The sequence below is a fragment of the Methylomonas methanica genome (genome assembly GCF_001644035.1).
GTDB lineage: Bacteria > Pseudomonadota > Gammaproteobacteria > Methylococcales > Methylomonadaceae > Methylomonas > Methylomonas methanica_A.
In genome coordinates, this window is record NZ_LUUG01000044.1 from 52299 (window position 1) to 71624 (window position 19326).

General features: G+C 52.9%; 16 protein-coding genes. 3 read left to right on the plus strand and 13 right to left on the minus strand.

Annotated elements, in window-relative coordinates; all coding sequences use genetic code 11:
* Nucleotides 1–14 precede the first annotated feature (14 nt).
* From A1332_RS02330 to A1332_RS02365, 8 genes are all read right to left on the minus strand, one after another.
* Complete coding sequence (locus A1332_RS02330) at nt 15–938, minus strand: diguanylate cyclase domain-containing protein (protein WP_064006966.1); 924 nt, start codon at nt 936–938, stop codon at nt 15–17.
* A 2-nt stretch (nt 939–940) separates the two neighbouring features.
* On the minus strand, nt 941–3973 hold the full coding sequence (locus A1332_RS02335; protein ID WP_064006967.1) for a hybrid sensor histidine kinase/response regulator: 3033 nt from the start codon (nt 3971–3973) through the stop codon (nt 941–943).
* 4 nt (nt 3974–3977) lie between these two features.
* A complete protein-coding gene (locus A1332_RS02340; protein WP_064006968.1) occupies nt 3978–4643 on the minus strand; it encodes a YfiR family protein in 666 nt (221 codons plus the stop codon).
* A 397-nt stretch (nt 4644–5040) separates the two neighbouring features.
* Nucleotides 5041–6129, minus strand: a complete 1089-nt coding sequence (locus A1332_RS02345) for a lipocalin family protein (RefSeq protein WP_064006969.1) — start codon at nt 6127–6129, stop codon at nt 5041–5043.
* 27 nt (nt 6130–6156) lie between these two features.
* Complete coding sequence (locus A1332_RS02350; protein ID WP_231890190.1) at nt 6157–8193, minus strand: TonB-dependent receptor plug domain-containing protein; 2037 nt, start codon at nt 8191–8193, stop codon at nt 6157–6159.
* A 568-nt stretch (nt 8194–8761) separates the two neighbouring features.
* On the minus strand, nt 8762–9838 hold the full coding sequence (modC, locus tag A1332_RS02355) for a molybdenum ABC transporter ATP-binding protein (protein ID WP_419865980.1): 1077 nt from the start codon (nt 9836–9838) through the stop codon (nt 8762–8764).
* 11 nt (nt 9839–9849) lie between these two features.
* Nucleotides 9850–10536 carry a molybdate ABC transporter permease subunit gene (gene modB, locus A1332_RS02360; RefSeq protein WP_064006971.1) on the minus strand — a complete coding sequence of 229 codons (687 nt, stop codon included), beginning with the start codon at nt 10534–10536 and terminating at the stop codon, nt 9850–9852.
* 182 nt (nt 10537–10718) lie between these two features.
* Nucleotides 10719–11036, minus strand: a complete 318-nt coding sequence (locus tag A1332_RS02365) for a hypothetical protein (RefSeq protein WP_064006972.1) — start codon at nt 11034–11036, stop codon at nt 10719–10721.
* Nucleotides 11037–11932: 896 nt separating this feature from the next.
* On the opposite strand from A1332_RS02365, the gene A1332_RS02370 reads away from it, so the two are divergent.
* Nucleotides 11933–12505: a PEP-CTERM sorting domain-containing protein gene (locus A1332_RS02370; RefSeq protein ID WP_064006973.1), complete on the plus strand. Its 573-nt coding sequence runs from the start codon at nt 11933–11935 to the stop codon at nt 12503–12505.
* Between the two features lie 67 nt (nt 12506–12572).
* Here A1332_RS02370 and A1332_RS25850 read toward each other — a convergent pair whose 3' ends face one another.
* Nucleotides 12573–12776 (minus strand): hypothetical protein, encoded by a 204-nt coding sequence (locus A1332_RS25850; protein WP_231890191.1) that lies wholly within the window; start codon nt 12774–12776, stop codon nt 12573–12575.
* Here A1332_RS25850 and A1332_RS26455 point away from each other — a divergent pair.
* A complete protein-coding gene (locus tag A1332_RS26455; RefSeq protein WP_419865981.1) occupies nt 12687–12947 on the plus strand; it encodes a protease complex subunit PrcB family protein in 261 nt (86 codons plus the stop codon). The genes A1332_RS25850 and A1332_RS26455 overlap by 90 nt on opposite strands.
* A 94-nt stretch (nt 12948–13041) precedes the next feature.
* Nucleotides 13042–15864: a S8 family serine peptidase gene (locus A1332_RS02380; RefSeq protein ID WP_064006975.1), complete on the plus strand. Its 2823-nt coding sequence runs from the start codon at nt 13042–13044 to the stop codon at nt 15862–15864.
* Nucleotides 15865–16199: 335 nt separating this feature from the next.
* Here the strand turns inward: A1332_RS02380 and A1332_RS02385 are convergent, their stop codons facing one another.
* The 4 genes from A1332_RS02385 to clpX form a co-directional block, all read right to left on the minus strand.
* A complete protein-coding gene (locus tag A1332_RS02385) occupies nt 16200–16640 on the minus strand; it encodes a SoxR reducing system RseC family protein (protein WP_064006976.1) in 441 nt (146 codons plus the stop codon).
* Between the two features lie 10 nt (nt 16641–16650).
* The gene (locus A1332_RS02390) at nt 16651–17181 is read right to left on the minus strand and encodes a flavodoxin (RefSeq protein ID WP_064006977.1); all 531 of its coding nucleotides are present in this window, start codon (nt 17179–17181) and stop codon (nt 16651–16653) included.
* 24 nt (nt 17182–17205) lie between these two features.
* Entirely contained in the window at nt 17206–17823 is a 618-nt protein-coding gene (gene grxD / locus A1332_RS02395; RefSeq protein WP_064006978.1) for a Grx4 family monothiol glutaredoxin, read from the minus strand.
* Nucleotides 17824–18024: 201 nt separating this feature from the next.
* Nucleotides 18025–19326: an ATP-dependent Clp protease ATP-binding subunit ClpX gene (gene clpX / locus A1332_RS02400; RefSeq protein WP_064006979.1), complete on the minus strand. Its 1302-nt coding sequence runs from the start codon at nt 19324–19326 to the stop codon at nt 18025–18027.

The following is a 19326-nucleotide window of genomic DNA, read 5'->3' on the forward strand; positions in this document are numbered from 1 at the left end:
AACACGCGGCCGAGCTACACGGTCGAATAGGCACCGCACGCACCGTTTCGACCGCTTTCTTTAGCCAAATACAACTGCCGATCAGCCTCGTCCAACAATTCGGACGGCAACTGTTGCACAGCCGGCACTACTACCGCAAAACCGGCGCTAATCGTCACCCAAGGCGAAGCGCTGGAGCCGGTATGCGGAATTTGCTGCGCTTCAACGCGCCGGCATAGTAATTCGGATACGCGATGCGCACCTTCTGCATCGGTTTCCGGCATCAGCATCACAAACTCTTCCCCGCCGTAACGTGCCACCAAATCGCCGGAGCGACTCACCGAGGCCGCCAATATCGTTGCCACCTGCCGCAAGCAAATATCGCCCGCGCCATGGCCATGACAGTCGTTATAAGTTTTAAAGTAATCGACATCCACCATCACTAAAGCCAGCGGCAACTGGTTGCGCTGCGCTCGCTTCCATTCATTTTCCAAGACCTGATCGAAACGCCGCCGATTGGGTATGCCGGTCAGGCCGTCCATCCAGGCCATCGCTTCCAACATATCCGTCATCCGTTTCAGGCGAATATGATTACGGATCCGCGCCTTGACCACCGGCAAATAAAACGGCTTGGTAATGTAGTCCATCGCGCCGAGATTCAGGCCGTATTCTTCGTTGGTCGCCGCATTCATCGCCGTCACAAATATCACCGGAATAGCCGCTGTTTGCGGGTCGCTTTTCAGACGCCGGCACACTTCATATCCGTCCATGCCGGGTATCATCACGTCGAGCAGGATCAGATCGGGCGGGCCTTGCCGCTCGATTGCCTCCAGCGCCGCCTCGCCGCTGACCGCCACCTTGATTCGATACTCGTCGATCAAATTTTCCGCCAATACCTGAATGTTGGTCGGCGTATCGTCTACGATCAAAATCAAGGGCTTGGAGATCTCGGCAGTCATGACTATCCTCTGTTTTGTCGCTGTGACGCTATCCAGGTTTGCAACTCGGCCAACGTCACTCTAGCCTGACCATAGTCGATATTGCCGACCTGTTTTTCTATTTTTTTTATCAGTAACCGGGTTTCCGGGCAAGGCAGCGCAATCTTCAATTGCTCGATTAAGTCATTGGGCACAAAATCGCTACCCTCCAACAAGCCGCGCAACTGGCCGGCCAACTCGTTTGCCGCCGCCCAATCCGCAGCTTCGTTCCGCGGGTCGGCAACGGCGCCCGTCGCGGTGAAATCAGCAATCGTGCGCAGGGTTGCCGCCAGACTGGTCTCGCAAGCGCTGAGGCAAGCGTCGAACGGCATACCGGCCTGCAAGGCATCCTCCAAATTCGCCGCAGCCCGGCTTAGTTCGACAGCGCCCAGCACGCCGGCGGCTCCCTTCAAATTGTGTAGCAAATCCACCGCCTGCTCGGTTTTTTCGGCGCTGTGCAACGCTCTTAGGCGTTGCATTGTATCGGCAAACTTATCTCTAAAACACTCGAACAAAAGCTGTAATTTACGACTGTCCTCGCCGATCATAAGCCGAATATACTCCATATCGAATCCAGGCAATTCCCTGGATAAGCCGGAGACCATAGACTCTGACTTCGGCGGCGCCGGCTCGACAGATGCGCTGCGTCCCAACGGTTTTATCCAGCGCAACAAGGCGGCCATCAAAGTCTGCGGCAACACCGGCTTGCCGATATGATCGTTCATGCCGGCAGCGTAACAATCGTTGCGCTCGCGCTCTTGCACCGCTGCCGTCATGGCAATGATGGGCAAATCGGCAAAGCGCGCATCCTGGCGGATCAGCCGGGTGGCTTCGATACCGCTCATCTCCGGCATTTGTAAGTCCATCAACACCGCGTCGTAGCGGGTTTTCCTGACCGCCTCGACCCCTTCCCGGCCGTTATTAACCACGGTGACGTGCAAGCCGGAGCTTTCCAGATATTCCCTGGCGACCATTTGGTTGACCTCGTTGTCCTCCACCAACAGGATGCGGGCACCGCGTATTGAGGCCGCCATGCCAGCCAGCAGCGGCCGGCTTTTTTCAATGCCCTGCTCGGTATTGCCGCCCTGCAAACGCGTCAAGGCCTCGAGTAAGGTCGAAGGCATCACCGGCTTGACCAAAATATCGTCGGGTATCGCATCGCCCGCCGCACTTAACAATTTCTCGCGGCTGAAGGCCGTCACCATAATCACGACCGGGGCGCTACGAATCTCGGTGCGGCGCACCATCTCGCGAATTTCCCGGGTAACCTGCACACCATCCAGACCGGGCATTTTCCAATCCAGCAACACCAACTCGAAATCCCGATTGGCATCGTTGGCGGCGCGTAGCGCTTCCAAGGCTTCGGCCCCGGATGCGGCTTCCTCGACCTGAAAGCCCCAGGCCAGCAAAATATCGCGCAACATCTGCCGGGAAATGTCCAAATCGTCGACGATCAACACCCGCATGCTTTGCAGATGGCCGGGAATCGATCGCGCTTTCTGCTCGGACGGAAACGGCAGCAACAGCGTAAACTCGAATAAGCTGCCTTCGCCAAGCTGACTCTGCACCGCTAAATTACCGCCCATCATTTCCACCAGCCGCTTGCTGATGGTCAATCCCAGCCCGGTACCGCCAAAGCGGCGGGTAATCGAACCGTCGGCCTGGGTAAAGGCATGAAACAAATGCTCAAGCTGTTCCGCCGACATCCCAATACCGGTATCGCGCACCGAAAAACTCAAGGTGGAGTAGCCGTGGGTTTTTGCCAACTGCGAAACCTTGATATGAATTTCCCCGGCCTCGGTAAATTTCACCGCATTGCCAACCAGATTGTTCAATATTTGCCCCAGGCGCAGCGCGTCGCCGATCAAGCGCGGCGGCAAGGCGGAGTCCAGTTCCAACACCAGTTCCAGGCCTTTTTCCTCGGCGCGGACGATGAACAGATTCAGCACATTCTCCAGCACATCCTCCAAACTAAACGCTTCGGTCTGCAATTCCATGCGGCCGGCTTCGACTTTAGAGTAATCGAGAATATCGTTGGTAATCCCCAACAAAGCCAACGATGAGGTGTGGATTTTCCTTAGATAATCCCGCAGCTTGGGCGACAGCTCGCTGTTCAACGCCAAATCCGACAAGCCGATGATCGCGTTCATCGGCGTGCGTATTTCATGACTCATGTTCGCCAGGAACATGCCCTTGGAGCGCGAGGCGGCTTCTGCTTCCTCTTTGGCTTGCAATAGTTCGTCGGTGCGCTGCGCCACTTCGGCTTCCAGACGGTCGCGATGGCCGGTAAGGGTTTCGTCGCGCAATTGGATCTCGCCCAACATGGTATTAAAGGCCTGCACCAAATCGCCAATCTCGTCCCGGTCGCGCTGCGCCACGCGTAACGCGTAATTTTTATCCTCGGCGATAAGCCGCGCGGCCGTAGCCAACTCCTCTATCGGCTTGGAAATGATGCGCTGCAAGCGTATTGCCAACAGGTAGACCAATATCAGCGCCAGCCCCGCAGCCCCCAAACTCTTGCCCAAGTCGGCCAGTTGATCGTTCCATTGTGCGGTGAAATCGGCTTGCAGCAACACGTAGCCGACAAGCTCGGTATTTTTGATCACCGGCGTGAATAGCTCGGCGCGCCGGCTCCAGAAGTTGGTGCGCAGTTCGCGGAAGGGTCGGCGGTAGTCGCTGGGTATGCCGATATCCGCCGTTCCACGGCTCCATGACGCGAGTACCCCGCCATCGGCGGACACCATCCAGGCCGCATACAGCTCCGGCCGGTCTTTCAACGACTCCAGCAACCTGCTGGCTTCGGCTTTATCGGCAAACACCAGCGCGGCTTGGCCGTTTTCGGCTAACACGTCCGCCAAACTGGACAATTCGTGCAACACGCCTCGATAGCGACTCACCACCGAACTAACCACCATTACCGATAGACTGACGAACAGGCATACCGCGCAACTAAACATGATGATGGACACCAGTTTGCGCCGCAGGGACCAGTGGGCAAAATTGGGCAAAACGCGCATCAAACTATCTCCCGTAAACGATGGCGGCAATATTCAACAGTTGGCCGGGTAAATGCAGCCGTGCGTTACGAATCGGTTCCAGATTAACTTCAAATACCACCTTGTTGTCGCGAAACAGCAAGCTGATACCGCCGCCTTTTTCGGCAAAATCGTCGATGTCGGATAAGGTCAACACCGGCGCATCGCGCAGCGCTTTTAAGGTCACCACGACGTGTGCTTTCTCGGAGCTGCCGAGGAACAACAGATGGCAATTATTCAGATCGGGATCGGTATAGTTATGCTGGACAAACCGCAAGGTGCGTTCGCCGGCCTTGCGTCCGTCCAGAGCCTGCAACTCACCGTCAAGCACGCTATTGCCGACCACACATAGCAAAATGTCCGCGCCGGGCGGCAATACGTCGGCGGGCCATTCCACGAATTTGGCAAAATTGTATAGATAGGCGGCTTTGATCTGCGCTTCCGACAGACTGGCGGCCGGCAATACCTGCCAGTCAGGCACCAGCAGGCAAAAACAGGCGAGAACCCATTTGCACGCAGAATAGCGTCTGGATTGCGGCGCAAAAAAACGCTTGCGCAGATAGCTTTTGACCATGCCCACCATTACGCCAGGTGCGCAGCGCAGACTTTTCACGTTGGTCGTTTCGTAATGTATGCGTGGTCCTTTTTGCATCAGGTGTTGGTCAACAAACGTCCGGGTAGATTTGCGATATTTTTGATTGGAGCGTGCCCGCAATCATGCTTGTTAATGTACAGAGACACAAACCCAGCAACTTTGCCCGGGACAGGCTTGCGTCTCTAGGCGAAGCGTAAATCATTTATTGACCCTGGCTTTAAATATCGCCGCTCCCGCGAAGGCGGGAGTTCAGCGGCTATCCTGGATTCGCTGCGCAGTCTAACGGCTCCCGCCTTCGCAGGCATGACGAACTCACGGAATTTAAGGGCATGGTTAATAACGGAATATCTAAAAACTTTCTATCCCTCTAGGGTGACGTCATAGCGAAACAGTCCATTCTCCCTCCGTACCACAGAGAGAATGGAATTTCTTTGATTTTTAGAACCCTCAATACTCAACCGCCTCTACCGGGGCAACGGCAAAAACCGTTCAGTTCCACATAGGCATTACCGGCAGCGGCGCCAGCCACGCTGCACGCGCCTTCCCAGTATGTAGGCCCAACCCAAAGAGTATGCTGAGCGCGCAATTCCTGATCCTGCACCAAAGGCTGCACGGTAAATTTCTCCCCTCGTACCTCGACTGCCCAGCCGGAGGGATACGTACAGCCGGTGTTGGGACTGGTCCATTCGCCCAGCACGTTTACCGTGAATTCGTGCGCCGCCAGCGTAACAGTCTGCCCTTGAGCGTCGGTAATCGAGCCGGATTTTTCTACCGACGTGTCGCTACCCTTGAAGTCGAACAGCATGATTTGCCGGTTGTCTTCCAGTTCGATCGCAAACCATTGCCAGCCTTGCAGTATGGCTTGGTAAAGTTCGCCGTATTGCCGGTCGAACCAGCTGTTGCCGCTGACTTGAAAAGTCTGCCCGCCGATACTGATAGTACCGGTGGTCGCCATTTTCGGGCGCGAATAATAGTAGGTATAGCCGCCGAAACGGTAAGGATGCGGGTCGCCGCCGTAATGCAGCGCCGGCGCCTGGCTGGCGTTGAGCTGCAAATCCAGCACATAGTCGCCGACTTGCGCGTGCAAACGATCATGGCCGTCGCCACCAGCCGCCGTGACTTTATTATCGGCACCGGAAGTCAGATTGAAGCCGTTGGGTGTGCGATTGGGCAGATGAAACTCAACGAACTCTTCGAACGAAAAACGCTGACCATTCACATCGGTAACCGCCGCCTGCACCAGCTGATCGCGAAAAACCACCCAACTGTCGAACGAGAAAAACACAATTTCAAAGCCAAACCGCCGACCGTCATCGGTGAATAAATGCCCGGTCCAATACCACCATTGCACTTGCTCGCTAGGTAAAAAGGCATCGTCGGCCGGCAATTCGACCGGACCTATCAAGCCACGGCGCGGCAGGAACAAACACGCGGCCACGGTTAACACTAATAACAGCCAAGGCAATAACGGCGGCTTCAGCAGGCCGACAATCAGCACAATCCCGGCAATAATCCAGGGCAATTTTTTCCAAAGCTTACGCATGGTCGATACTCTTTACGGGTTGAAAAATCAAAAGCGCCAGCTGAGTTTGCCGTAGATCGAGCGCGGCACTTCCACAGCACTACTGGGCAAGGACAGCGCGGATGAATCTTTATATTCCGGATGGCTGGGCGAGAACAGATTTTGGGCTATGACGGCGAACTCCACACCGTTATAGGGCTCGTAAGCCAGTCTGGCATCAAAGGTGGTGTAGGCCGGCACCGCCTGGCTGGTGGAATGCAAGCGGCCAACGTGGCGCAGTGTAAAGTCGAGCTTGATTTTTTCCGGCAAATCCATCTGCCAGCGTAAGGAGCCGCGATGGCGTGGGCTCAATCCGGCAATATCCGGATTGAGCGGGTCCTGGGGAATTTCCATTTTCAGATGGCTGTAATTGCCGCTGAAGCGCATCCAATCCAACACATGCCATTCGCTGGCGATCTCGATGCCGCGCGTGGTGAAATCTTGCTGGGCGTTACTCCAGATCAACGACTGGGTGAGCCCTACCAACTCCCCACGGCGGAATAGCACCAAATCGCTGTAATGGTTGCTGAAGGCGGTAATATCGGTGGAGAATTTTTCGGTCCACTGAGTGCGGTAACCGATTTCGGCGGCGAAGATTTTTTCGGCGCGGAGATTGGGGTTGGGCTGAGCGATGACTTGAATCTGATCGAAAGGCGCCGGCAAACCGGTTGGCACGCCGCCCAGCCCCACATTGGCCTGGGCTTCGCCGCGCGCCGGTGTCCGCGACGCCCTAGAAACCGAAGCCCATACCGAATGCACTTGGTCCGGCGTCCACATTAAACGGGCGTTGGGCTGCACTTGAGTATTACCAAAGTGGCTTTCTTCCAACTTGGTACCCAGCGTCAAGCGCAGGGTGTTGTCTATCAGCGTGATGTCGTCTTGCACGAAGACGCTGCCGTTGTGATAACCCAAGCTGTTGGGCGTAAAGGCGATGGCCGATGTATTGACGGTCGTGCTGTGAATAAACCGGTAGCTGGCGCCCCACATCAAGTCGTGGTCGGCATTCGGATGCAAGCGATGCTGAAAATCGATGTCCAGCATATCTTGATTGTCCGACAGCGCCGCCGCACTGAAATTGACCCGGTCATAATAGCCTTGCAGCATAAATTCGGAACCGTCGCTGAAATTACCTTCCCAGCGCGCCAGCAGGTTGGCGCCATCGGCATGCTCGTCGACGTTAAACTCGCGGTTAAACGGCGGCAGTACGGTTTGCGGCACCACGGTGTTGCCTATGGTCTTGCGGTAAACATCGCCTTGCACCGTGTAGCGGCTGTCGTTGGAGATGCGGTCATCGATACGAAAACCACCCTGCACCGAGCGCCAGTCGTCGTGCAGTCTTTCTCCGGCTGAGTTAACAAAGGTGTCGCGTTCAAAGGTTTTGGCATACACCCGGTAACTGCCGTCGTCGCCGATGCGGCCACCATGCCGGTAACCGGCGAAGCCGCGTTCCTGGTTGCCGCCGCCGGCCACGAACAGATTGCCTTGGGTGTCCTTGGCCTTCTTGGTAATAATATTGATCACGCCGTTTACCGCATTGGCACCCCACATCACCGCACCTGGCCCACGGATTACTTCGATACGATCGATGTCTTCCATCAGCGTATCCTGTAAATCCCAAAATACACCTGAAAATAGCGGTGTATAAACGCTGCGACCATCCATCAATACCAATAATTTATTGGCGTAACGGCCATTGAAGCCCCGCGCGGTAACCGCCCAGACGCTGGCGTTAATTTGCGCCACCTCAAGGCCGGGCGCCAGGCGAAGTGCGTCGGGAATACTCGTGGCGCCTGAGCGGCGAATGTCTTCCTGACTAATCACGAACGCCGCCGCGGCGGTATCTGAGACGGTCTGCGACTTTCTGGAAGCCGACGACACTTCCATTTGCATGAGTTCGTTTATGGAAAAATCTTCGATATCCGGCGCGTTGTCGGCCACCGCGCTCCCGAGAAGATTGAGGTTAAGCGCCATACCGAACAGAAACAGGTTTAATCGATTCGTCGCTTGTATTTGATACCGGCCATCAAGCCATATCTTTGCTTTCATTTTTTTATTATTTTGAGATGACAACTATTTTGACGCGGGGCCGTCGGCTATCCATCCAGCGATACCCTCTCCGGCAAGCCGTTTACAAGATAGTCGCTAAATGCCGATAAGGCGTTCGCAACCCGCCAACATCGAAAAATTCATTGCGTTTTTTGAGGGCTATCACATTTCATACGGCAGAAATGCGCTCCAGCGACAAGAAATCGACTCGGCAAGCTAAGGCAACACTGATTAAATCGTCATCTCCGCGAAAGCGGAGATCCGGAGCTTTGAATTTTCCGGGTTCCCGTTTTCACCGGAACGACGGTGATGAATAAATCAGCGCTGCCTTAATTCTACTCTGTCAGATTTCGGGTATCACATTGCCAAAGGTCGTCATTCCGGCATGGATTGCCGGAGCCGGCAGACCGCGAAGCGAATCCAGTGCCATGGATGGTTCGAAGCTCGCCATCCATGGCACTGGATACCCGCTCTTGTGCCCTGTGGGTATCCCGGCGGGTATGACGGACTTCCTTCTAATCTGACAAAGTAGAACTAACTGCCAAACCGTAAAAATGAGCGGTAATGCTTACCGTACTATGGAAGTACCCTTGATTTGTACGTATACGGCCATGCCGGGCTGCACACCTAACAACATCGCCGATTTTTGGGTGATATGCGCCAATAAAACTTCGTCGCCCACCGCCAACTGCACGACAGTTTGGCCCTGCCCCATTTCGCTGAGCGCCAACACCCCTGCCGGTAGAATATTCAAGATGCTGGACGCTTCCGGCGGTTGCAAGGTAATACTGACGTCGCGGGCATAAATTCTGATTCTCACCGAGCTACCGACCGGCATGTCCATATACGGCAAACTCAAGCTGCCGCCGGCGAATTCGGCATGGCTGAGGTGATATTCGGCTTCGTGGCTGATCAACTTGCCCTGCCAGACGCTGGCCGCTTGCCGATCCAAAGCCATGGGCCCATCCAGCCGAGTCAGCGTTTCCGCCAGCGGCCCGCAGGCCAGCGCTTTTCCGGCGGCCATCACCAGCAGGTGGTCTGCCAGTTGATTGACCTCCTGCAAGGAATGCGTGACGTACAGAATCGGTATTTGCAGGTTCTGATGCAAGCCGGTCAGGTAAGGCAGGATGTCCTGCTTGCGTTGCTCGTCCAGCGAAGCCAGCGGCTCGTCCATCAACAACACATCCGGACTGGCGGCCAAGGCCCTGGCTATCGCCACGCGTTGCCGCTCGCCGCCGGATAGCCGGGCCGGCAAGCGGTCCAGCAACGGCGCTATCGCCAGCAATTCGATAGCCTGCTCCAAGGAAAATACCCGGTCCTTGGCACGCAAGCGCCGCACGGCATAATCCAGATTGCCGCGCACCGATAAATGCGGAAACAGATTGGCTTCTTGAAATACATAGGCCAAATTACGCTGATGGGTAGGCAGGAAAAAATCGCTGTCGCTGTCCTGCCAAAGGGTGGCGCCTATTTTCAAAAAGCCCTCTTTTGGCCGCTCCAAACCAGCGATACAACGAAGCAACGTGGTCTTACCGGAACCGGAGTGACCGAACAGTACCGTCACACCGCTGGCAGGTAGGTTTAAATCGACATCTAAATCGAATTGGTCGTAAGCCAGACGCAAGCGGGCCTGAATACTTGGCACTTTGGACATAGTCATTTCAAGGATTGCGTCAGCGTTTGGGTTTGTTGGCTGTTGTAGAGCAGCAGTAACACCAAAAACGAGAAGATCAGTAAACCGCCGGCCAGCCAATGTGCTTGCCCGTATTCCAGCGCTTCGACATGGTTATAGATTTGTACGGAAACCACGCGGGTTTTGTCGGGGATATTGCCGCCAACCATCAATACCACGCCGAATTCACCGACGGTATGGGTAAACCCCAGCACGCCGGCGGTTAAAAATCCCGGCTTCGCCAACGGCAAGGCCACGCTGAAGAACCGATCCAGCGGTCCGGCGCCCAAGGTCGCGGCGGCTTCCAGAGGCGCCTCACCCACCGCCACGAAGGCATTCTGCAAAGGCTGCACCACGAACGGCAGCGAATACAACACCGACGCCACCACCAAACCGCCAAAGCTGAACGGCAAGGTGCCGATACCCAACCACAGGGTAAATTTCCCGACCACCCCGGCCGGCCCCATCAAGACCAATAAATAAAAACCCAATACCGTCGGCGGCAACACCAAAGGCAACGCCACCACGCTATTGATAACACCTTTCCAGCGCGAACGGCTGCGCGCCAGCTTCCAAGCCAGCGGCGTGCCCAACAACAGCAACAGTAAGGTAGCCAGACTGGCGACGCGAAAGGTCAGAAACAAGGTGTCGAGATCGGCGGCGTTTAGCATGCAAAGCCTGGATTAAGTGACAGGGGAATCGCCGTAAAGCGACACATCTGCGATCTATTTTCGCTAATCGGACGACGAGAATGCCAGCGAAATACACGATGGCGCAGAAAAAACCGGAAGATACGAATCGAATCGGCAAGATAGGTGCGAAATTATCCGCACCTACACCGACGGAAAGAGGGTTATTTTCCGATAAGCTGCAAACGATTTTCTACCTTGGCCGCCACCAATGAATCGTAATGCCGTTGCAGCATCGAATCGGTTGGCCGGGGAAACAAGGTTGCTTCAATCTCGCTTTGCAATTGCGTCAAAAAATGCCGTTTGAGGATGGAATCCTCGGGCAGGCCCCTCCCGGAATCACCGGCATCACCTGCCTCGGCTTTACTGGCACCGGCGGATTTACTCGACTTTGCATAAGCCGACAACATGCAACCCAAGGGCGCGAACGCACAGGCTGCCACAATCAACATAATCAAACCCACCCATAGAACTTCGCTCATCTCATCACCTTAATGACATTGCCAAAAAATCGGCGACAGGCTTTGGCACGCGCCTGCCGCCCTCTTGAAAATCCCAATGGTTTTCAATTGACCCACAGCAATATCAATGCCATGGAAAGCAGCGCCCGCAAGCCCCGGATTACCAGGACTTTCAGGGATGTGTCACAGTTTGGGTGTATTATTTCGAGACAGGATTGCGACAACCGCACAACAACCAGGGAAAATTGTTAGTGATTCGACTGCATATTCCACCTCAGGTCAGCCAACTGTTACGATGCAAACCAGGCCATCGATTCCGATACGATTACGCCGGGATTGAATGACGGATTTTGGACGAGATGAATTGTGGTAATCGACCCAGAAGAGTCATTCGACCAAAATTGGCTAATGGCAATATACCAACGATAAGCGGACAGTCGATTACAGTGTACCTTTTAACACCTTCGCTCAACGCTCTATGGGAGTATCGGGAAAGTTAGTCTGTATGGGATAGCAAGATTTACACAGCTTTTCAATCAATTCTATTCGCATGCGTGGGAGTGTATATCGGACAAATGCGACAGTAAAAGTGTCGGATAATTTTACAAATTAGGAAACCCGGCAAGAGACTAGTGACGCACCTGACTCAGGGAAAATAATGGTTCTTCTCTATTGGATCTTCAGTAAAACATTGTCGCTACTGTCGGTATTATTTACATTTCTATGTTTTGTTATTTTTTCAAAAAAAAATTAACCATTTGATTTATATAAAATAATAATATTTTGGAATGAGTTTTGCCGCTATATCAATGGGGTAATCTGTTTCAAATCAATATTTACACTAACAATTCAAAGCTATCAGAAAAATGATTGCAGATTCTCCAAGGCAATTATCAACTGACTATAAGGGTTAATCTATGCAAATAACACAAATTCTAACTTTCGCGTTAGCCTTCAGCTTTGGTCTTGGTTACCGAGACGCTGAAGCTATGTCGATCGACTTCGAATCATTCACAGATGGCTCCCCGCTAACTAACGAAATTAGTGGGCTTCAATTTTCCGGGGGGAACATATTCACTGCTGGTGTGTCTCTGAACGAATTTGATTTTCCGCCTCACTCTGGCCAGAACGTTTTGGCCGCATTGTCGGGTAGCCTGACGATTAGTGCCGATAATCCCTTCGACCTGTTTTCAGCTTATTTTACATATGCCGAGCAGATGACATTCTCAGGATTTGACGTTGCCCATAACCTGCTATTTAGCTTTACTTCACCTACCAGTTCCAATCTTGGGACCAACTCATTGACCGAATTCTCTTCGCATGGAATTTCCTCTTTAGTGTTCTCCACACAGGGTGGTTCCGGCTTTACTATGGATGATCTTGATCTTAATGCTTCCACCGTGCCGGAACCCGGCACCCTTGCTTTGTTGCCACTAGGAGCGCTTGCAATGGCGTTCATGCGACGCCAAAAACGTAGTGCACTTTCCTAAAGTGGCTTGGTTCATGTCTGCCATAAGTGTGATCCTGGTAATATTTACAGCCTCAGATACTTATGCGTCACAACCCGACCTTGGTGCCATTCAGCATCGTTTTGTTGAGATGGGGGTCGGCGTTGAACGACACCATATAAATAGTGAAGAGCAATGGCGGGCTTTTTGGGCCCGGTTCGCCATGAGCGATCCACCGAATATCGATTTCAGAAACAACGATATTCTTGTCGTCCTCGGCGGTACGCAAGGGAGCGGAGGATACTCGATTCATATCAAAGATGTCGACTCCAGGCCACATAGGACTGTTGTCAGACTGTTGGTTTGTCATCCTCCCAAAGATTCGACTGAGGTGACAGAGGTTACGTCGCCGTACGACGTTGTCCTAGCTCCAAAGCTTGCTACCCCCATTGATTGGATAACTATTGAAGGCTGCAACCAGTAAAACGTAATGCAGTTATGTATATAAATTATTATCTTATCGACAATGCAAATATTTTTTATAACCGTTTATTAATTTAATCGAAGGAGACTTCGCTATGAGATTTACTAACATATGTTTGTCCGATATAGTGCGAGTGACGGGTATTGGCCTATTGACCTGTTCGTCTTTTTCAGCATACGCTGATTTTAACAGTCTTAATGCCAGCCCCAATACCCTCTTTGTAAATACGGCCTCAACGGTCAAATTCATAGCCGACGTGCAACCTGACACAAAGCTAATTAAGACCGGCGTGCGACTGTTGCGCGAAACCAATGGTGTATTCAATTCTGTTGGGATTATGCGCGACGATGGTCTGGGTGGCGATGATGTAGCGAACGATAACAAATATACGCTAGTGTTGAGCGTGCAAGGAAATAGCCTGGCCGATCTCAATTTCAAAGCCACGGCTGCCTATAGCGGCATATTGAAGCGTGTTCAGTCTTCCACATTGCCTGTTCAGGTCGTTGCGCCAGTGGATTTGGCAATCAACGCAGGCCAACAGGAGATCACGATAGTACAAGGGGAATCGATATCCACCGCCTTCACCTTGCAGCTATCTCATCAAGGTGGTGGGCAAGCCGCGATTTCTGTTACTCAAACGGTCGAACCTGCGTCAGGTTTGGGAGTGGTATCCGATTTGCCGGCTGGCGGCTTCTCAACCTCCTTGCCCAACGAAACTTTCTTGGTACAAAATTCCATAACCGGAAACATTCCAGGGGACTATACAATCAAGCTGGACGGGGCACTGAGTGCTTCCGGCATCAGCGATCAAGCCAGCGCTTCCATCCTGGTTCATGTTTTGCCCGCTAGCGGTATTGGGAAACTCGACTTATCCATCTATCCAGGCGGACTACAGACCGGTACCAGTACCACCATAACTTTTGGAGCAAACTATTCGACAGGAACTACTCTGCCAAACAATATTGAGTTAGTCGAAGTAACAGAAAATGGCACACCAATTCAACCTATCAGCGAATTTAAAGATGACGGGATTGCACCAGACTTAGGTGCTGGTGATTCGCTTTTCACTACAGAATCTATCGTCAGTGCGGGTTCGGCTGGAAGCAAACGTTTCTTCAAGGCGGTTGCCACATTTGACACAAGCGAGACCATCGAATCGCCTATTGTTGCCTTACCGTCACTGCCTTATAACATCGGTTTTGCAGAAACCGACCCGGCATCAGTGGTTGTGGAACCTGATACAGGCGCATTAGTTCAGTGCGATCAGATAATCGTTCTCTTCCAACATACTGCGCCTCTGTCTACGATTGAGTCAATCGTTACGGGGATCGGAGGCAATATATTGGGAGTCGAGCCTGCAATCAATGCCTACCAAATCGGGATCGCTTGCAACGGTATCGCCGGCATTCAAACTGCTATTAACAACCTCAGTAGCAATCCAGCCGTTGTCAACGCCAGCCCCAACAGTGTGGCTCAAGTCAGCGAATTCAAGCCGAATGATACAAAATATGCCAGCCAGTATTCCCCACCACTAGTGAGAGCTGACGAAGCCTGGTTGGTCGCTCGTGGCAATAGTGTCGTAGTCGCCATTCTCGATACCGGGGTTGATTACAACCACGAGGATCTGGTTGGGCGCGTTAGTAAAGGTAAGGATTACGTTAACAATGACAACGATCCTCAGGATGATCATAGCCACGGCACGCATGTGGCCGGTATTGTTGCTGCCAAGGGGCATAATAGTAAGGGTATTGCCGGCATGGCGTGGGATGCTCAGATTCTGGCCATCAAGGTATGCGGTGGTAAAGCTGGTGTGCCTGGCGTTGGCGTGGTTACGGGTTGTCCAGACTCAGCCGTGACGTCAGGAATACTTGAAGCCAAGGCCAAGGCCAAAATCATCAACATGAGTCTGGGCGGACCGAAGAGCTTTCTAGAGAGTGCGATGAATTTGGTGGGATTGAAGACTGCCCGCCAGCAGGCGGTCGAAAGTGCCACCAACGCGGGGTTGATTGTGGTTGCTGCATCAGGAAACGCCAATACGTCATCGACGTTCCTACCATGTGCTTATCCTGGCGTATTCTGCGTCGGTAATACTACTTCCGCAGATGTCCGGTATGCGGATCCAACATTCGGAAGTAATTACGGCCCCCAAGTCGATATCGCTGCACCAGGAACTTCAATACTTTCTACTGTGCCTAATTTTTCTGATCCTTCTGGCTATGGTTTAAAAACCGGGACCTCGATGGCATCACCATTAGTTGCCGGCGTCGCCGCGCTGGTATGGGGTAATAACCCAAGTTGGACACGAGGCCAGGTCGAGGATCGTCTTCTGAAGACGGCGGTACCGCTTCCCGGTCAACAGGTTGGACCTAGAGTGGACGCATTTGATGCTGTGTTTAACGGCAGCTTTGAAAATGACCTGTCTGGCTGGAAAGTCGTGGGTACTGGTAGCGCTGTGGATAAACTAGGACCGATTAATCCAACTAAAGACAAACGTATGGGTATGGCTTCCACAGGGCCGGATAGCGCTGTTTCTCAATCTGACCTGTACCAGGAATTTACGATACAGTCCGACGTAACCGAGCTAGCTCTTTCCTTTAGCTACGCGATGATCACCGAGGAATATCCAGAGTGGATCAATGATGGTTTTAATGATGACTTACGTATTACCTTGGAAGCTTCTGGTGGAGCAGAGCAAGAGCTTGCACTGGAAACGGTGGATGGCTCCGCTTTCGGTGCGATAGGCGGCATTGATTTTCCGGGTGGGGATAACACCGTTGGTTGGACGGGATGGAGAAACATCGTGTCCAAAAAAATTCCAGTATCACCAGGTGGCGGTACTTACCGTCTGCGTGTCCGTGATCGTGGTGACGGCATTTACGACACCAATGGAATTCTCGATAACATTCGGTTTAAGTAGAGTCAAAGTTGGTTTTCATCGACTGAGAAGATTTGCTTGATTTCAATCTGTGGCCAAGATTCTCAGGGGATGAAAGCACTGTAATAAACACCGGAGTATAAAAGCGACATGTGCTTTCGTACTCCGGGTTCTTTTGTTAACACCATGTTCAAACAAACAAAAATGACTGACCGGTTTTGTCACGTGGATGCATATCACTGACGGTAACTGAGTGACCGCTTTATGTTTTGAATCAGCCGACCAGGAGAATATTGTGGCTGACTGGTCTTGGCCGATCCGAGACTTTCAAAATCTTGCTGATTTTGTATCGGCATGCGAACCAAACAACCGAAAAATCACTCGGCGCCTAGTTTCTTGACGATCTGTGGCTTAAAACAAAGGTGGAGCAGTAACAGATTTTGACTGCGATTAATCAACCAAAAGCCGGCCAGCAATGTCGTTAATGCCACTTCGGGTAGGTAATCGGTGTTATACGGCGCGGGTAGCCAGGCTTCGGCCAAGCCGACGCCAAGCAGCATGAAAATTAACGGCACAAGGTAGAGCAGCAGCGATGTGAGCAGCAGTTGACCGTCATCTATGGCTACCATCACCTGATCACCAGCTTGCAATGTCAAATCGCAATCTACTGGAAACTCGCGTTTGGGGAGGACTTTTGCCAAGGTCGCAGTGCCGCAGGACTGTTGTTGCAAACAGCCGCTACAGGCATTGCTTTGCAGACTTTTGATCCAGGTGCGGCCATCGCTAACGCGGGTAACGACGGCCGCTTCTTCGATCATGGCTCGCCTATCAAGCCCAGGCTGACGAGATCGAGTCCAGCCAAGCGCTGAGACGGCCTTCGCTCAGTTCTTTCTGATTGTCTTCGTCCAATACCAAACCCACGAACTGGTCGCCCAACAAGGCTTTGGATTTTTTAAAGGTATATCCTTCGCTACTGGTCATACCGACGATGGTCGCGCCGGCATCGGCAAAAGCGTCGTATAGGAAGCCCACCGCATCGACGAAATTGCCGGGATAACCTTCCTGGTCTCCCAAACCGTAGATTGCCACGGTTTTGCCGGTAAAATCCGCACCGACCAGCGTCGGCAAGAACTCTTCCCAGCTCTCGTTATCGTGTCCGGCGCTCATGCCGGGCAGCTCGCCTTCGCCGTAAGTGGGCGAACCGACGATCAACACGTCGTAGGCCAGCAAATCGTCCACGGAGGCCTTGTTGATATTGACCGGTTTGTCGGCTGCATCGCCCAACTTCGTAGCGATGGTCTTAGCCACTTTACGCGTGTTGCCGGTATCGGTTCCGAAAAAAATGCCTACTTTTGCCATAGTGTTGTCTCCTTGTTAACTAGATCAGATTTGAATTTGGAGTAAGCCCGGATTTGCCGCCGGCTGGAGCGCGGCCCAAGCTTCAGGCGTATGCGTCTTCAGAGTGACAGCATGCAAACGGCCGGAAGCCAGCGGCGCGCTCAAAGTTGCCATAACGCCTTGATGTTGTTTGATCATAGGTTGATCAGCGAACAATTCGCTGACCACGGTGATGTTTAAGTCGCAACCGGCACCTTCGATGCCGATAGTCGCGCCCGGATAGGAGGCCAGAATCAAGGCTTCCACTTCGGAATGAGTAATGGTTTGACTGGCGTCCGCAGTTTCGGCGGGCTGAACCGTCGCTTGCAATAGCGGCAGCAGGGTCCCGTCTTTGTACATGGACTCGACAATGTCGGCACCACCAACCAATTCGCCTTTGATGAACACTTGCGGAAAGGTCGGCCATTTGGAAATGGACGGCAATTTTTCGCGGATGAACGGCGATTGCAATACGTTGACGTAAGCGTAAGGGACCTTGGTTTCATTCAAGATGCCGATAGTCTTCGCGGAAAAACCGCATTCCGGAGCGCTAGGCACGCCTTTCATGTAAATAATCACCGGATTTTCGGCAAGTTGTTGCAAGATTTTTTCTTTAACGCTCATAGTAGTTTTCTCAATTAACTAAAATTCTTCGTAATTATTCAGTCAACACAGCGCAACTCAATCGTAGGCTGGATAAGCGAAGCGCATCCGGCAATCCTAGTGGATGCGCGCTGCTTATCCACCCTACAGATCACACTCGCTGAATAGATACAATTCTTCAATGCGATTGATGGGCTTACATCGTTCACCCCATCCGCAAACTCACTCCCCGCCCGACAACCGCTTTAAGTCTTCGGCCTCGCCGGATTTCTCCCGCGGCACCACTTCGACCTCCGCTTCGCCGCGGATCACCTCGGCGTTAACGATGCAGCGCTCGACATCAGGCCTGGAGGGTAAATCGAACATGGTGCGGCGCAATACGTGTTCCATGATGCCGCGCAAGCCGCGTGCACCGGTGTTGCGGGCAATGGCTTTTTCCGCGATTTCCGCCAAGGCTTCCTTGGTAAACTCCAATTCAACTTCATCGAAGGCGAACAGGTGTTGGTACTGTTTGACCAAGGCGTTTTTCGGTTCGGTCAACACTTGAATCAAGGCGTCCACGTCCAAAGGCTCTAGTGGCGCCAGCACTGGGAAACGGCCGATAAATTCCGGGATCAAGCCAAAGCGTTTCAAATCGTCGGGCTGGGTGGCGTTCAACATCGCTTCCAAGGTCGGCTTGTCGTCGGGATTGCTGACTTCGGCATGGAAACCGATAGCGGTTTTCGGCGGCAACAAGCGTTTTTCCACGTGCTTTTCCAAGCCCGGAAACGCGCCGCCGGCAATAAACAAAATATTGCTGGTATCGATCATCACCGAGTCGTTACCGCTGTGATCCTTACGCCGGCCCTTGGCGGAGACTTTAACTTGCGAGCCTTCCACCAATCGCAACAAGGCTTGCTGTACGCCCTCGCCGGAGACGTCGCGCGTGCCAAAGGCTTGCTCCGGGCTGCGGGCGATCTTATCGACTTCATCGATATAAACCATGCCCCACTCGGCTCTGCTGATCTGGCCGTCGGCCACGTCCAGCAAGCGCACCAAGATATTTTCCACGTCGTCGCCGACATAACCGGCCTGAGTCAAGGTCGTCGCATCAGCTACCGCAAACGGCACGCCGACGATTTTTGCCAGCGTACTCGCCAGCAAAGTTTTACCGGTGCCTGAGGGGCCAATCATCAAGATATTGGATTTACCGATTTCCACACTATCATCGGACTCACCCAAGCCGCCGGCTTTGCGGCTGACGTTTTTCAGACGTTTGTAATGGTTATACACCGCTACCGACAAAATTTCCTTAGCCAAATCCTGACCAATCACGTACTGATCGAGCATGGCTTTCATTTCCGCCGGCTTGGGCAACGGCCCCTGCATATCGGCTAATTCTTTTTTCTTGCCCCAGCTGGATACCACCTGGCTGGCCAACATCACGCAAGCTTCGCAGATGTAGCCTTCAGTGCCGGCGATCATCGGCACGGCGGCTGACGCTTCGATACCGCAAAACGAACAATGCTTGGGTTCTTTTACCAT

What these genes read in the sequence shown, in the direction of transcription:
- A1332_RS02330 (WP_064006966.1), bottom strand. Translation starts at nt 938, where the DNA reads ATGACTGCCGAGATCTCCAAGCCCTTGATTTTGATCGTAGACGATACG.
- A1332_RS02335 (WP_064006967.1), bottom strand. Translation starts at nt 3,973, where the DNA reads ATGCGCGTTTTGCCCAATTTTGCCCACTGGTCCCTGCGGCGCAAACTG.
- A1332_RS02340 (WP_064006968.1), bottom strand. Translation starts at nt 4,643, where the DNA reads ATGCAAAAAGGACCACGCATACATTACGAAACGACCAACGTGAAAAGT.
- A1332_RS02345 (WP_064006969.1), bottom strand. Translation starts at nt 6,129, where the DNA reads ATGCGTAAGCTTTGGAAAAAATTGCCCTGGATTATTGCCGGGATTGTG.
- A1332_RS02350 (WP_231890190.1), bottom strand. Translation starts at nt 8,193, where the DNA reads ATGAAAGCAAAGATATGGCTTGATGGCCGGTATCAAATACAAGCGACG.
- modB (WP_064006971.1), bottom strand. Translation starts at nt 10,536, where the DNA reads ATGCTAAACGCCGCCGATCTCGACACCTTGTTTCTGACCTTTCGCGTC.
- A1332_RS02365 (WP_064006972.1), bottom strand. Translation starts at nt 11,036, where the DNA reads ATGAGCGAAGTTCTATGGGTGGGTTTGATTATGTTGATTGTGGCAGCC.
- A1332_RS02370 (WP_064006973.1), top strand. Translation starts at nt 11,933, where the DNA reads ATGCAAATAACACAAATTCTAACTTTCGCGTTAGCCTTCAGCTTTGGT.
- A1332_RS26455 (WP_419865981.1), top strand. Translation starts at nt 12,687, where the DNA reads ATGAGCGATCCACCGAATATCGATTTCAGAAACAACGATATTCTTGTC.
- A1332_RS25850 (WP_231890191.1), bottom strand. Translation starts at nt 12,776, where the DNA reads ATGAATCGAGTATCCTCCGCTCCCTTGCGTACCGCCGAGGACGACAAG.
- A1332_RS02380 (WP_064006975.1), top strand. Translation starts at nt 13,042, where the DNA reads ATGAGATTTACTAACATATGTTTGTCCGATATAGTGCGAGTGACGGGT.
- A1332_RS02385 (WP_064006976.1), bottom strand. Translation starts at nt 16,640, where the DNA reads ATGATCGAAGAAGCGGCCGTCGTTACCCGCGTTAGCGATGGCCGCACC.
- A1332_RS02390 (WP_064006977.1), bottom strand. Translation starts at nt 17,181, where the DNA reads ATGGCAAAAGTAGGCATTTTTTTCGGAACCGATACCGGCAACACGCGT.
- grxD (WP_064006978.1), bottom strand. Translation starts at nt 17,823, where the DNA reads ATGAGCGTTAAAGAAAAAATCTTGCAACAACTTGCCGAAAATCCGGTG.
- clpX (WP_064006979.1), bottom strand. Translation starts at nt 19,326, where the DNA reads ATGGTAAAAGAACCCAAGCATTGTTCGTTTTGCGGTATCGAAGCGTCA.